The sequence below is a fragment of the Micromonospora sp. NPDC048063 genome (assembly GCF_043202855.1).
Lineage (GTDB): Bacteria > Actinomycetota > Actinomycetes > Mycobacteriales > Micromonosporaceae > Micromonospora.
The window spans coordinates 76,004-90,242 of the sequence record NZ_JBIDBG010000012.1 but is presented as its reverse complement, the minus strand read 5'-3'; the positions used below and the strand labels follow the sequence as shown (position 1 = coordinate 90,242).

11 protein-coding genes and 2 tRNA genes are annotated in these 14,239 nt (G+C 74.1%); 11 read left to right on the top strand and 2 right to left on the bottom strand.

Features of this window, described 5'->3' with window-relative positions:
* Positions 1-2 precede the first annotated feature (2 nt).
* The 7 genes from ACGFZ2_RS25565 to ACGFZ2_RS25535 all read left to right on the top strand — a co-directional run bounded on the left by ACGFZ2_RS25565 (position 3) and on the right by ACGFZ2_RS25535 (position 4,778).
* A complete protein-coding gene (locus tag ACGFZ2_RS25565) occupies positions 3-917 on the top strand; it encodes a DUF3566 domain-containing protein (protein ID WP_393259559.1) in 915 nt (304 codons plus the stop codon).
* A 220-nt stretch (positions 918-1,137) separates the two neighbouring features.
* A tRNA-Ile gene (locus ACGFZ2_RS25560) sits at positions 1,138-1,211 on the top strand.
* A gap of 45 nt (positions 1,212-1,256) precedes the next feature.
* Positions 1,257-1,385, top strand: coding sequence for a DLW-39 family protein (locus ACGFZ2_RS25555; RefSeq protein ID WP_393457621.1), 129 nt, complete (start codon positions 1,257-1,259; stop codon positions 1,383-1,385).
* A gap of 40 nt (positions 1,386-1,425) precedes the next feature.
* A tRNA-Ala gene (locus ACGFZ2_RS25550) sits at positions 1,426-1,501 on the top strand.
* A 247-nt stretch (positions 1,502-1,748) separates the two neighbouring features.
* Positions 1,749-2,969 (top strand): low temperature requirement protein A, encoded by a 1,221-nt coding sequence (locus ACGFZ2_RS25545; RefSeq protein WP_393457618.1) that lies wholly within the window; start codon positions 1,749-1,751, stop codon positions 2,967-2,969.
* A 151-nt stretch (positions 2,970-3,120) separates the two neighbouring features.
* The gene (locus ACGFZ2_RS25540) at positions 3,121-3,639 is read left to right on the top strand and encodes a SigE family RNA polymerase sigma factor (protein WP_393457615.1); all 519 of its coding nucleotides are present in this window, start codon (positions 3,121-3,123) and stop codon (positions 3,637-3,639) included.
* Positions 3,636-4,778, top strand: coding sequence for a hypothetical protein (locus ACGFZ2_RS25535; RefSeq protein WP_393457612.1), 1,143 nt, complete (start codon positions 3,636-3,638; stop codon positions 4,776-4,778). Before ACGFZ2_RS25540 ends, ACGFZ2_RS25535 begins: the two co-directional genes overlap by 4 nt.
* A 155-nt stretch (positions 4,779-4,933) precedes the next feature.
* Here ACGFZ2_RS25535 and ACGFZ2_RS25530 read toward each other — a convergent pair whose 3' ends face one another.
* Complete coding sequence (locus ACGFZ2_RS25530) at positions 4,934-5,560, bottom strand: hypothetical protein (RefSeq protein WP_393457609.1); 627 nt, start codon at positions 5,558-5,560, stop codon at positions 4,934-4,936.
* 256 nt (positions 5,561-5,816) lie between these two features.
* Here ACGFZ2_RS25530 and ACGFZ2_RS25525 point away from each other — a divergent pair, with 256 nt between their 5' ends.
* Positions 5,817-6,800 carry an L-threonylcarbamoyladenylate synthase gene (locus tag ACGFZ2_RS25525; protein WP_393457606.1) on the top strand — a complete coding sequence of 328 codons (984 nt, stop codon included), beginning with the start codon at positions 5,817-5,819 and terminating at the stop codon, positions 6,798-6,800.
* A gap of 130 nt (positions 6,801-6,930) precedes the next feature.
* Positions 6,931-7,350 (top strand): CBS domain-containing protein, encoded by a 420-nt coding sequence (locus ACGFZ2_RS25520; protein ID WP_393457603.1) that lies wholly within the window; start codon positions 6,931-6,933, stop codon positions 7,348-7,350.
* Between the two features lie 324 nt (positions 7,351-7,674).
* Here ACGFZ2_RS25520 and ACGFZ2_RS25515 read toward each other — a convergent pair whose 3' ends face one another.
* Positions 7,675-12,177, bottom strand: a complete 4,503-nt coding sequence (locus ACGFZ2_RS25515) for an HAD-IC family P-type ATPase (RefSeq protein ID WP_393457600.1) — start codon at positions 12,175-12,177, stop codon at positions 7,675-7,677.
* Between the two features lie 219 nt (positions 12,178-12,396).
* On the opposite strand from ACGFZ2_RS25515, the gene ACGFZ2_RS25510 reads away from it, so the two are divergent.
* Positions 12,397-12,657: a hypothetical protein gene (locus tag ACGFZ2_RS25510; protein WP_357450175.1), complete on the top strand. Its 261-nt coding sequence runs from the start codon at positions 12,397-12,399 to the stop codon at positions 12,655-12,657.
* 154 nt (positions 12,658-12,811) lie between these two features.
* Positions 12,812-14,212: an MFS transporter gene (locus ACGFZ2_RS25505; RefSeq protein WP_393457597.1), complete on the top strand. Its 1,401-nt coding sequence runs from the start codon at positions 12,812-12,814 to the stop codon at positions 14,210-14,212.
* The last annotated feature ends 27 nt before the right edge of the window (positions 14,213-14,239 follow it).

Below are 14,239 nucleotides of genomic sequence, written 5' to 3'. Positions count from 1 at the left end.
GAATGACGGAGACACAGGCGAAGTCGGGGAACACGGGGACCTCGGCCAACCCGGTCGACGAGGAGGCCGCCAAGAGCGGCACACCAGCGACCGGCCGCGCGGCCGTGGGCCGGGCGACTGTCCCCGCCGATGCGCCTGCCCCGAAATTCACCCGGGCCCCCGGCATGACACCGCCGCCGGACAAGCCCTCCGAGGACGCGGACGCGGCGGACAGGACCGAGACGGTGGGGGTCGACAAGCCGGCCCCCGCCGCCAAGCCGACCGCCGCCAACCCGACGACGACCCAGCCGCTCACAGTCGGCGCCGGCCAGCCGACCGGCGCCACCGGCACACAGCCGAGGGTCACGGGCACTGCCACCGGCACCCAGCCCCGTGTCACCGGCACGGCCAAGCCGCAGCCGGACGGTGGCCGGCCGACCGGTGCCGGCCGACCGGCCAACGGCGGCGGCCTGCCGCCGGGCATCAGCGGCGCGGCCGCCGTCGGGGCCGCGCGCGTGGGCGAGGCGGTACGCGCAGCGCGTACGTCGGTCAGCTCGGCCGCGTCGCGCGGACCGCGCCGGGCCAGGCTGAACCTCAAGCGGATCGACCCCTGGTCCGTGATGAAGTTCGCCTTCGCCGTCTCGGTGGTGCTCTTCATCGTCGTGGTGGTGGCCACCTCGGTGCTCTACCTGGCCCTCGACGCGATGGGCGTGTTCACCAGCGTCAACGACAGCCTGACCGACCTGGTCAGCGCGGGCGGCGGCCAGAGCACCAGCGGCTTCCAGATCACCGCCAAGGGCGTGATCCTCAGCTCGGCGCTGATCGGCCTGGTCAACGTCGTGCTGTTCACGGCGCTCGCCACGCTCGGGGCGTTCGTCTACAACGTCTGCGCCGACCTAGTCGGGGGCATCGAGCTGACCCTCGCCGAGCGCGACTGATTCACCTCGGGTAGCCGGGGCACCGCCGATGCGCGGAGCCCCGGCTTCCGTGCGTCGGGGAGCAGGCGCCGGGCGCGTCGTGCCGCGTGGCCGGGCGAAATCGCCTGGGCCGGGCGCGGCGCCTCCGGTAGGTTCAGGGGCGACGGCGACACCCGATGTCCGGGCGGCCCCCGATTTGGGGCCGGGCGGGCGGATGGGTTAATGTTGCTCGTCGCTACGCGGGGCTATAGCTCAGTCGGTTAGAGCGCAGAGCTGATAACTCTGAGGTCGCTGGTTCGATTCCAGCTAGCCCCACCGCACATTCGTCCGACGGCAGTCGAGCGCGAGGGGTAGGCCCCAATGTTCAAGAAGCTTCTGATCCTGGCCGGCGTCGTCGGGGTGGCTGCCGTGGTCGCCAAGAAGATCAAGGCTTCCAGCGACGAGCGCGCCCTCTGGCACGAGGCGACCACCGCGCCCGACCTGCGCTGACCGCACCGACCACTGCCAGCACCGGCGGCACGTCCGCCCCGGGGCCCTAGCTCAACTGGCAGAGCACTGCCTTTGCAAGGCAGGGGTTAGGGGTTCGAGTCCCCTGGGCTCCACCAGCACTTTCCTTGGTTGATCTCGGTCCCGAGTGCAGCCAACGCGGTCACGCCGTCCCCTCCTCGCTCAGGACTCGGTCGATGGCGAGGCCGCGCCGGCAGGACGTGCCCGTAGGTGTCGGCCGTCATCCGGGTTAGTAGGCATTCGGTCGGCCAGGCTTCGAGGGCCCGCGGCTGCGCCGTGAGGTCGACCGGGTGATGAAGCGGCCGAAATCGGCGCGCAAGACAATCCTTCGGCGATCATGGCCGGATGGGGCAGGCATCGGAGCCGGCGCAGTCCGGGAACATCCTGCGTGGCGAGGAGGACGCTCGGCAGGCCAACTTCCTGGAACTGTTCTTCGACCTGGTGCTGGTCTTCGCCCTGCTCGGGGTCGTCAGTCGGATGGTGCCGGACCTTCTCTCGAACAACGTGCGCCAGCAGTGGCTGTCGTTGCCGTACACGATAGTTCTTGCCCTGCCGCTGCTCTGGTTGTGGACGACCACCGCGTACATCACGAGCCGGTTCGACTGCCGCAACCGCTGGATCCAGCTGCTGGTCCTGGCCAGCGCGTTCGGCCTGCTGATCATGGCGACGTCCCTGCCGTACGAGTTCGAGGCACGCGGGGCCTCGTTCGCCGTCGTGTACGTGTTGCTGCATGTTGGACGCCCCTTGCTGCTCCGGCCGCTGTTGCGGGAGCACGAGGAGGTACGGGCGCTCTACACCCGCCTGGCCATCTGGGCGAGCGTCTCCGGCCCAATCTGGCTCTCCGGGGCGGTGATGCACGGGAACCACCGGGTGGCCCTGTGGTTGATCGCCATCACGGTGGACCTGGTCGTGGCGCAGTTCAGCTGGCCGATACCCGGCCTGCGCCGACCAGCCATCAGCGGCTGGGGGATGGCCAGCACCCGACACCTCCCCGAGCGCTACCAGCAACTGCTGCTGATCGCACTCGGCGAGACGGTGGTGTCAATAGGCGTCACCTACGCCAACCACCCCGCCACGCTCGCGACGACGGCGGCCCTGGTGATCACATTCGTCTCGTCCGTGCTGATCTGGCGGATCTACTTCTACCGCGCCGGCCAGGTGCTGGCCGAGGCCGTCGCGATGTCGACGAACCGGGAGATTGCCGGCCGGACGGCTGGCGCTGCCCATGTGCTCATGGTGCTCGGCATCGTCGCCGCCGCGACTGGCTCGGAAATCGTGCTGGCGCATCCTGGTGGGCGGTCCCAGTTGGCCTGGCTGGCGATCATCCTCGGTGGGCCGGCGGTCTTCCTGTTGGGCCGCATTCGGCTGGAACGGATCGTCTTCAACCGGCTCGCCCTGCGCCGGGTCGTCGGCATCGCCGCTCTTGCTCTGCTGGCTCCGCCGCTGGTCTTCGGCCCGCCACTGCTCGCCGCCAGCGCCGCTGCCGTCGTGCTGCTCGGTGTCGCCGTCGCGGACGCTCTACACGCGGCCGGCCGCCCACCGGAAACCCCGTCCCCGTCCGCGTAGCGGGGACAGTTCGCAAGAGGTCCACGGACGGTGGGGTCTCTGGCGCGTGCCGACCGTGTGCTGTCAGGGAGCGGGCCAGGATTGCGGGTGCGGTGAAGCAGCAGGCCATGCTGATCTCGCGTTTCTAAGAGCATGAGATGCGGGAGCTTTCATGGATCCTGAGACGCGGCAGGACTTCACCGCCTTTGTCGCAGCACGGTCGCATGCGCTGTTCCGGACCGCGCTGGCGTTGACCGGTCATCGGCAGCAGGCCGAGGATCTGTTGCAGACGGTGCTGGCCAAGGCGTACCGGCACTGGGGGAAGGTCCGCCATGGTCAGCCCGAGGCGTATCTGCGTCGAGCGCTGTACCGGGAGCAGGTGAGCTGGTGGCGTCGGCCGATGCGGGGCCGAGAAGTCTCTACCGATCAGCTTCCGGACCTGGCCGACACGGACCTCACCGGCCGAGTCGACCTGAGCCTGGCGTTGCGGGCGTCCCTGGATCGCCTGGCGCCGAAGCAGCGGGCGGTACTCGTGCTGCGATATCTCGAGGACCTGCCCGACGAGGAGATCGCCGACATTCTGCGCTGCAAGCCGGCGACGGTACGCAGCCAGGCTTCCCGCGCCCTCGACCGGATCCGCTCACTCTGCCCTGAACTTGACCATCGTCTAGCGCAGGAGGTTCACCAGTGACCACCCAGCTTGAGAACGCCGTTCGGGAAGCGTTCGACCAGCTCGCCGACGCGCCCCCGCCGGCGGACCTGGCTCAGGCCGCGATTCGTACGGCCGGCCGGCAGCGAACCGCGCGCCTGGTGGTGGCCAGCGTGGCCGCGTTTGCCGTGGCACTGGCCGCTGTGCCGCTGGCTATCGGCGTCCTGACCGTCCCCGGCGACGATCTGTCGCCCGCCGGGATGGGCCCGGGACCGGCCGTCAAGCCGTTCGTCGTGACGGCGTACAGCGGGGTCAACAACCCGGGAGATCCGGGGCCGGCGGACGACTATTCGCTGTTGCTCGACCCGGACACCGGTGAGTACGACAAGGTCCCGTTCAACGAGGTGGTGCCATCCCCGGACGGCAGCCAGGTGCTGGTGCACGAGGGCGACAACAGCCTGGCGCATCCGTCGAGGAGAGGGGTGCTGAACCGGGAGAGCGGGGAGGTTCGGTGGTTGCCGGGCAGCGCCGGCTACACCTCGGGTGCCAGCTGGTCGCCGGACGGTCGGCAGATCCTGATCACCAGTCGGCCGAAAGACGGCCCCGGTGCTGGCTTCCTGCTCGTCGACGCCGCGACGCTGGCCGCCCGCCAGGTCGAGGTGCCCGACGTCAGCACGCAGAACACCAACGGATCGGCCTTTGTCTGGACACCCGACGGAACAGAGGTTGCCCTGACCCACTCGGTTTCCGACAGCGAGAGCGAGCCGGGCCGGGTGACTGGTATCGGCTTCTATGACCTCTCCGGCAAGCCGACCCGTACCCTCCGCGTCACCGGCGGCTCGCTCAACGAGGGCAGCGGGTTCTCACCCGATGGCAGCCGGATCGCGCTGGACAACCGGTTCGTGAGCGACCGGATCCAGATCGTGGACGTTGCCACCGGCACCGTCGGACAGGAGTTCTCCGTACCGACCGCCGGAACCGTGGTGGGCTGGTACGACAGCACGCACCTGATCGTGAAGGACTACGGCGATCGGGGCCTCACCGAACGGCCGAGCCTGAAGGTTGTCGACCTGGCCGGCAAGGTGACACAGACGGTACAGCTCGCGGAGGGATCGGACACCGCGCAGCGGGTGCATGTCGGACCATCGCTCGGTACAGCCGCCGAGAAGCTCGCGTTCTGACCGGCTGATCGTTGATCGCGAGAACGGCTCTCCCCCGCCGAGGTGCCCGGTGGCGTACCCCAAGGCGGATGCGTCGGCGGCATGGCCCACGACATCGCGTCGTGGGCCATGCCCCTGGTTCCGGTCCCGCGGGTCAGGTCTGTTCCAAGCTCAACTCATGTCTCGTAGCGGCGACGCACCCGCATGAGCAGCAGCAGTACGAGCCCGGCAGCGATGAGGCTGCCGCCCATCGCGGCGAGCCTGCCGAGCGCCGGGCCGGAGATCCCCGTGTCGGTCACGGGCAGGCTCGGACGGGCTGTCCCGCCGGTCGCCGGGCAGGTCTGCGCCAGGTCGAAGGTGCCGTCGGTGCCCGTGATCACCGCCGTCGCGTTGGTGAGCGCGAACGGATTCACCAACTCCCCGGTCGAGGACAGGCCGGCGGGCGTCCTGATCCACGCCTTGTCGCCGACGATCGCCCGGTCGCCGGCGGGCGTGGTCGTGATGGTCTCCGTGACGGGGCCACCCTCCGTGGCGAACTCGATGGTCAGTGAGGTGAAGGTGCCCTGCTGCTTGGGAGACGGCAGGGCGAAGACCCAGACGTCCTCGCCCTGGAAGGGGCCGCCGCCGAGGTTCGGATCGCATCTCTGAGTGCCGAACGCGGCCGCTGTCGTGCCGACGTCCGCTGGATCGATGTTGATGGTGGTGTCGGCCCAGGCTGGTGCAGCCGGTCCGAGGCCGATCGCGGCGGCCAGGATGGTCGCTGCTCCCAGGCGGGCCAATGTCCTTATTGTCAACAAAATCACCCCGATGTGGTATTTCCATGAACACTTCGTGAAAGTGGGGCGCGACCCGCCGTCAGGTAACCACGGTCGACCCCTGCGTACCGGCTGATTGGGGGTCTTCCCCCACGGGCCCCACGGCCGTGATAAGCAGACGTGCGGAGTTGCGACGCGCGGCCCACGAGCCGGAGCCCCTCACCGGCACGTGCCGCCGTGGGACAGCGCGGTGACATCGGTGGCCGCCTGCGCTCCGCCCGGCCCGGCACGTTAGCGTCGGAGCGTGACCGGATCCCCGCGCGTGCTCGCGGCCGACAGCGGCATCGCCGAGGCCGCCTCCGTCCTGCGTACCGGCGGGCTGGTGGCCTTTCCCACCGAGACCGTCTACGGGCTCGGCGCGAACGCGCTGGACCCCCGTGCGGCCGCCCGGATCTTCGAGGCCAAGGCGCGGCCCAGCTTCGACCCGCTGATCACGCACCTCGCCGACGCGGCCGAGCTGGAGAAGCTGGTCGGGGCGGTGCCGCCGGCGGTGGCGACGCTGGCCGAGCAGTTCTGGCCGGGGCCGCTCACGCTGATCGTGGACCGGCCGGCGGCGATCCCGCCGATCGTCACCTCCGGGCTGGCGACGATGGCGGTCCGGGTGCCGGACAACACGTACGCGCGGGCGCTGATCGCCGAGGCCGGGGTGCCGGTGGCGGCGCCGAGCGCGAACCGGTTCGGTCAGCTCAGCCCGACCCGGGCCGAGCACGTGGTGCGGGGTCTGGGCGCGGCCGTGGACGTGGTGCTCGACGGCGGGCCGACGCGGTGCGGGATCGAGTCGACCATCGTGGACGCCCGGGGCGAGCGGCCGGTGGTGCTGCGGCTCGGCGCGCTGCCGCTGGAGGCGCTGGAGGAGGCCATCGGCCCGGTGACCGTACGCCCAGGCAGTTCGGGGCAGCCGGTCGCGCCCGGCACGCTGGCGGCGCACTACGCCCCGCGTACGCCGTTGCGGTTGGCGTCGGGCGGGGAGCCGCCGGCGGCCGACGGGGTCCGGCGCGGCTTCCTGGCCTTCCGCGAGCCGGCGGCGGGCGACTGGGCGGCGGTCGAGGTGCTCTCCGCCGCCGGTGACCTGACCGAGGCCGCCGCGCGGCTGTTCGACGCGCTGCACGAACTGGACGCCACCGGGGTCGGCGAGATCGTGGTCGAGCCGGTTCCGGAGGTCGGCGTCGGCCGCGCGATCAACGACCGGCTGCGCCGCGCCGCCGCCACCTGGCAGCCGGCGGACTGACGCCCGACCGGGGGCGGGCGGGGCTCGACGCCTCGCGGGCGAGTGGCCCGCGCACCCGGCCCGGTGCATGGGCCGGGGCGGCGGGGGTAGGAGAAACGGCAACAACCCCCGGAAGTGAGGTGTCATGCCAATGCCGACCGCACGCGAGATCATGACGGACGACGTGACCTGCATCCGTGCGCAGGACGACCTCAGGACTGCCGCCAGGCAGATGGCCCAGTTGGGCGTGGGGTCGCTGCCGATCTGCGGGGACGACAACCGGCTCAAGGGGATGCTGACCGACCGCGACATCGTGGTGAAGGTGCTCGCCGAGGGCCGCGACCCGGGCAGCGTCACCGCCGGTGAGCTGGCCCAGGGCGAGGCGGTGACCATCGGCGCCGACGACGACGCGACCGAGATCCTGCGGACCATGAGCCAGCACCAGGTGCGCCGGCTGCCGGTGATCGACGGGCACGAACTCGTCGGCATCGTGGCCGTCGCCGACGTGGCCCGCTCCCTGCCCGAGCGCCCCGTGGGTGACCTCATCGAGGCCATCTCCGAGCGCGGTTGACCGCACGGCACGACCGGTCGCCGCCCTCCGGCCCCGGCCGCGAGGCGGCGATCGGCCGCTGGGGGATCGGCCCCTTGCAGGTTGTTGCCCGACGCGCCCGGACGGCTCCGACCGGCCCGGCCGGGGTCCTGTCGAGCTGCCCCATCCATGAGACCGATGGGCGTGGCGGCCAGGTGAAGGCCACGGGCCGGGCGGCCGGGCCCAGGTGAAGCTCACGGTGAGGCCCACGGCTGACGCCGACGGGCGTGAGGCGGACGGGCCTGCCCCGTCTGTGGGGGCAGCTCGACAGCGTCGACACGGAAGGGCCGACGGCTCAAGCGGCGGTCACCGCTGCGACGCCGCTTCGCCCGCGCCGCCGTCGGATTCGCCCGTATCGCCGTCGGATCGTTCCGCGCCGCCGTCGGATCGTTCCGCGCCGTGCGGGCCGGACTGCGGCAGGCGTTCCACCAGGCGGGTGAGCGCGCCGTTGGCGAAGGTCGCGCCGAGCGCCGAGCCCGTGGCGATGGTCCAGCCGACCGGGCCGAGCGGCGTGCAGCCGAAGAACTGGCTGACCCCCGGCGTCTGCACGACCACCGCCAGCGCCCCGAGCGACGCGGCGGTGGAGGCGAGCACGGCCGGGCTGGTGCCGCCGGCCAGCACGGTCTGCCCGAGCTGGGTGCCGACCAGCGACACCAGCGCGACCGTGCCCGCCCGCCGGGGCCGCCCGGTGTAGCGGGCCAGCGTCCAGCCGGTGGTGGCGCCCAGCGTGGTGGCGGCCGCGCGCAGCCCGATCTCCCGGGTCATCGTCTCGCCGAGGGAGGTGTCCGGCCCCTCCCGCAGCAGGCCGTCGGTGCGGTCCGCGGCCGGGGGCCGGATCGCGATCGCCAGCGCCGGAGCGAGGTCGGTGAGCAGGTTGACCAGGAGGAGCTGCCGCCCGGTGAGCGCCGACCGGCCGGTGGCGGCGGCGGTGAGCACGCTGAACGCGATCTCGCCGAGGTTGCCGCCGACCAGGATGCTGAGTGCGTGGCGTACCGAGGACCACATCGCCCGGCCCTCGACCAGGGTGGCGATGATGGTCTCCAACCGGTCGTCGGTGACCACCAGGTCGGCGGCCGCCCGGGCCGCCGGGGTGCCCCGCTGGCCGAGCGCGATGCCCACGTCGGCCAGCCGGATCGCCGGCGCGTCGTTGGCACCGTCCCCGGTCATCGCGACCGTACGCCCGCACTTCTGCAACGCCTGGATGATGCGTACCTTGTGCGCGGGGGTGCACCGGGCCACCACGTCCGTGGCGGCCAGCCGGGCCGCGAGGGCCTCGTCGTCGAGCTGGTCGAGTTCCGTCGCGGTGACCACCCGCTGCTCGTCGTGGTCGCTGATGGTGGCCGCGATCGCCTCGGCGGTCGCCGGGTGGTCTCCGGTGATCATGATGGTGTGCACGCCGGCCTGGCGGATCCGGCGTACGGCCGGGGCGGCGCTCTCCCGCACCCCGTCGGCGAGGGCCAGGTAGCCGAGGAAGGTCAGGTCGCGCACCTGCTCGTCGGTGACGCCGGGCGACGAGACCCGGCACTCCGCCACGGCGAGGATCCGGTGCCCCGCCCCGGCCCGGTCGGCGAGCGTCGCGTGCAGCCCGGCGCGCCCCTCGTCGTCGAGCGGCTCGTCGCGTCCCCCCGGGGTACGCCAGGCGGAGCATCGGGGCAGCACCGACTCCGGCGCCCCCTTCACGCTGAGCAGCAGCAGGCGCCCGCTGCGCCCCACCGTGGCGTGGTAGCCGCGGGACGGCTCGAACGGCAGGCCGCCGACCGCCTCCCACCCGTCCGCGCCGGTCTGCTCGACGACCCCCGCCGCCTGGGCGCCGTAGCGGACGGCGCGGTCGGTCTGCTGAGCCAGCTCGTGCGGGTCGGCGGCGGCCGGGGTGGCCCGCAGGGCGGTGGCGAGGGTGGCGTGCTGATCGTCGTCGAGTCGGTCGACCGGGGCGTACCGGCTGTCGTCGCCGACCCCGGCGAGCATCAGCTGCCCCTCGGTGAGCGTGCCGGTCTTGTCGAAGCAGAGCACGTCCACCCGGCCGAGCGCCTCGATGGTGCGTGGGTTGCGGACCAGCGCGCCGTGCTCCGCCAGCCGCCGCGCGGCGGCCAACTGGGCGGCGCTGACCAGGAACGGCAGCCCCTCCGGCACCGAGGCGACGGCCAGGTTCGCGGCGGTCGCGGCGGTCTCCGCCAGCGGCACGCCCCGCAGCAGGCCCGCGCCGGCCACCGCCACCGCCGAGCTGGCGGCCAGCGGGATCGCCGCCCGGGTCAGCCTGCCCAGCCGGGCCTCGACGCCGCTCGCCGGAGGGGCCTGCCGGGCCATCGCCAGGCTCCGCCCGGCCTCGGTGTCCGCGCCCGTCGCCACCACCACCGCCGTGCCGTTGCCGGCGGCGACGGTGGTGCCCTCGTAGAGCATCGACCGCCGGTCGGCGACCGCCGCGGCGACGACCGGCTGGTCGGTCTTGCCGACCGGCAGCGACTCGCCGGTGAGCGAGGACTCGTCGGTCTCCAGGCCGGCCGACTCCAGCACCCGGCAGTCGGCCGGGACGGCGTCCCCCGATTCGAGGAGGACGACGTCCCCCGGCACCAGGTCTTCGGCGGGCAGTACCCGTTCCGCGCCGTCCCGGCGCACCCGGGCGGTCACCGCCGAGCGGGACAGCAGCTCGGCAAGCGACCGCTCGGTGTTGCGCTGGTGCACCGCGCCGAGCAGCGCGGACCCGCCGACCACCCCGCCGACCAGGGCGGCGTCGACCAGCGAGCCGAAGGTGGCGGAGAGCACCGCCCCGGCGGCGAGCACCGGCGTCAGCGGGTTGGCCAGCTCGTCGACGAAGGCGCGCAGCAGCCCGGTCGGCCCGGCGGGCTGCCCGGTCCCGCCGTTCCGGCGGCGCTCGGCCTCGGCCGTGGCCAGCCCGCCCGGCGCGGTGCCGAGCTGGTCGAGGACGGCCGAGGCCGGCATCAGGTGCCAGGCGGTGACCGCCGGCGCCGGGGTGTCCGCCCGGTCGGGCAGGCGGCGCGCCCGTACGACGCCGTGCGCGAAGGCCAGCGCGGCCGCGCCGTTCACGGTGGCGAGGGTGCGGCCGGGCAGCAGCTCGGGTGCGGCGGTGAACGCCCCCAGCGCGCCGAGGCCCGTCCCGGCCAGGGCCAGGCCGAGGTTCTGCCGGGTCATCCGGCGGGCCACCCCGGTCGCCTCGATCAGCAGCGCCACCACCCGCAGGTCGGTGCCGACCAGCAGGTGCGCACCCCAGGGCGGCAGGTCCTCCGGGGCGGAGATCCCCAGGCCGCAGTCGGCGACGCCGAGCGCGGCCCGGTCGCCGGAGGCAACCATCACCACCGCCCCGGCGAACTGCAGCGTCCGCACCGACTCGGCCAACCGGTCGCCGCCGGGCAGGTGGGCGTCGGCGAAGCCGTACCGCCGGTCGTCGTCGCCGGCCACGACCACCCGCAGGCCGGCCTGGCGGGCGGCGGTGGGCAGGGCGTCCACGCCCGGCGCGGGCTCCGGGTCGACCCGCAGCACGGCGGCGAGGGTGTCGCCGTCGGCCAGGCCGAGCAGGGATCCGCCGCCCTCGCGCAGCCGGCGGCTGTCGGCGGTGTCACCCGGGTCCTCGGCGTCCAGCGCGTCCAGCGGCCCGAGCCGCCAGCCGTCGGCGCGCCGCAGCTCCCACGGTGCGGCCGGGTCGAACAGCGTGAACGCTCGGGTCGCCACCTGTCCGACGTCCGCCCCGTCCAGCGGCGCCAGGTCCGCCAGTACGCCCCGGTCGGAGCCGAGCACCGCCGCGTCCAGCACCAGCGTGTCGATCCGGTCGAGCTCGCGCAGCACGCTGCGGTCCATCGCGATCACCCCGCGCCGGGCGAGGATCCGGCCGAGCTGCGCGGCGTAGCCCTCGCGGCCGCTGCCGGGAGCCTTCGGCAGCGCGGAGAGCCCCAGCGCGGCGGCCCGCTTCCGGCCCACCACGGGCGCGGCGGCGGCCGCGGCGGCGGCGCCGGCGGTGAGCATCCGGACGACGTACTTCTCGGCCGGGCCGTCCGGCTTCGGGCGGGGACGCTCGACCTTCGGCGTCCGGGCGACGGCCCGCTCCGGGTCCCCGGTCAGCCGTGGCTCCGCCTGCGCCCAGGCCCGGAGCTGGGCCCGCGCCTCACCCCACTGCACCACCCGCTGCGCGCCGTCGAGCACGATCCCGGCCCAGCCGCCGGTCAGGCCCTGCACGACCGCCTCGGCCAGCGGGAACAGCAGGTCGGCGCGCGGATCGGCGCGCAGGCCCCGGTCGGCCAGCGCGTGCAGCCTCGGGTGCAGGTCGACCGCGCCGAGCAGCCCGGCGACCTCCCCGGGCACCGGCGTGAACGGCAGGATCCTCGTGGCGGCGGAGATGGTCAGGCCGAGGGCGTCGGAGGCCAGCCCGCCGAGGGTGCGCGGCGTGCGCGGCCCCTCCTCGGGAGGGTGCGGCGGCGGGATCTCCGGGTCCGGTTCGTGCGGGCAGGTGCGTTCCGCGCGGGCGACGGTCGCGACGAGGTCGCGCAGGCTCGGCTCCGGCGTACCGACGGCCACGACCACCCGGCCCGACGGGGCGTTGACCCGGGCCCATTCCACCCCCGGCAGCCGCTCCAGCGCCGCCTCGACCTGCCGGGCGAGGGTGTCGCCGCCGTCCTGACAGACGCCGTGCACCTCGATGTGGTGCCGCCCGGGCCGGGACCAGACCCGACGCTTGGTCAGCCCGGCCACCCGGGCCAGCCGGGTGGCGGCGGCGCCGACGGTCCGGGACGCCTCGCCGACGACCTGTGGCACGGCGACGGACGGCAGGAGCCGGCCGGCGGCGCGGCCCAGCGAGGTCATCGAGGCGTACGACCGGACAGGCGCCGGCCAGGCCCCCCGCTGCTGCTGCTCCCGCCGTACGCCATCTCGCCTCCCACGCCTCCGCTCCGGCGCCCTGGCTTCCCGGCGGACCGTCCGTTATGCCCTCCGAGCAGGGGAAGTTTCTCCCCACCGGCGGTGCATGGACGGCCGCGCCGGTGGAATCCCGGATCCACTGTCACCGTCATCGGGGAGGCCGGGATGAGCACACTGACGCGACCGCTCAGCGGGGCGCACGAGACGATCCGGGCGTTCACCCGGCGGGTGGAGATCCCGGGCCTGGGGGAGGTCGCCGTCCCGCCGCCGGACAAGCTCGCCTACTACGCGGGCCTCGGGGTGCTCGCCGCGCTCCAGGTCATCGAGTGGCCGCTGGCGCTGGTGATCACCGCCGGCCACCTGCTGGCCGACCAGCACCTGTCCGGGCTGGCGAAGGGGCTCGGGGAGGCGCTGGAGGCGGCCTGAGAGAGGTGGGTCACCCTTGACCTCAATGCGGGTTGAGGTCGGAGGCTGACCCCATGCTGATCGAACTTCTCCGCTCCGGGTTGGTGGGCCCGGCCGACCCCCGGGTCCGCGCCCGCCACCGGCTGCTCCGGTTGCCCCGTCCGGCGGGCCGACGATGACCGCCACGGCGGCGCCGACCGTCCTGGTTCCGCCCGCGGCCGGCCTCTTCGCGCCCCGGCTGCGGGCGATGACGGTCGGCAGCGTCGCGCTGGTCTCGCTGCTCGCGTTCGAGGCGCTCGCGGTGGGCACCGCGATGCCGACCGTCGCCCGCAGCCTCGACGGGCTGGCCCTCTACGGGATCGCCTTCGGGGGCCCGTTCGCGGCCGGCGTGCTCGCGATGGTGGCCTCCGGCATCTGGTGCGACGCCCGGGGCCCCAGGGCGCCGATGTGGCACGGGCTCGTCTGGTTCGTGGTGGGGCTGGTCGTCGCCGGCAGTGCCACGGCCATGGGCGCCCTGGTGGCCGGCCGGATCGTGCAGGGCTTCGGTTCCGGCCTGCTCTCGGTGGCGCTCTACGTCATCGTCGGGCAGGCGTACCCGGAGACGCTGCACCGGCGGATCTTCGCGGCGTTCGCCGCCGCGTGGGTCGTACCGTCGCTGGTCGGGCCGGCGCTGGCCGGCCTGATCGTGGAGCACCTCGGCTGGCGGTGGGTCTTCCTGGCGGTGCCGGCGGTGGCGGTGCCGGCGGTGCTGCTGATCCACCCCGGGCTGCGCGCGATCGGCGCGGCCACGACGACGACGGGACCGCCGGCCGGCGCGGCGGCCCGGATCGGCTGGGCCTGCGGGGCGGGGGTGAGCGCCGCACTGCTGCACATCGGGGGCCAGCAGCGCGGTGCCACCGCCGTCGGCCTGGTGGCCCTGGCGCTGGTCGGTCTGCTGGTCTGCGCGCCGCGGCTGCTGCCGGCCGGGTTCCTGCGGGCCGGCCGGGGCCTGCCGACGGTGATCGGGCTGCGTGGGCTGGCCTCGGCGGCGTTCGTCGGCGCCGAGGTGGTGATCCCGCTGATGCTCTCCCGGGAGCGTGGCCTGTCGCCGACGGCGGCCGGCCTGGTCCTCACCACCGGCGCGCTCGCCTGGTCGGTGGGCTCCTGGGCGCAGGGGCGGATGCCCGCGCCGCGCTCCCGGGCCACCCTGCCGAGAGCGGGGCTGGCCTGCATCACGGCCGGCATCGCCGTGGTGGCGGTCGCCGTCGCGCCGGCGGTGCCGGTGTGGGTCGGAGTGGTCGGCTGGGCCGGCGCGGGGCTCGGCATGGGGCTGCTCTACCCCTCGCTGTCGGTGCTCACCCTGGAGCTGTCCGCCCCCGGCGAGCAGGGCCGCAACAGCTCGTCCCTGCAACTGGGCGACTCGCTCTTCGCGGCGACCGTGCTGGCGCTCACCGGCGCGGTGCTCGCCGCCGGCGCGGCCCCGGGACCGGGCAGCTACGCCGGCACGCTCGCGGTGGCGAGCGGGCTGGCCCTGGTGGGGGTCCTGCTCGCCGGCCGGGTGGCACCCGGGGCGTCCGGAGTTCGCGCGTCCGGCTGAACCGCGTCCTGCTGACCGCGCATCCGG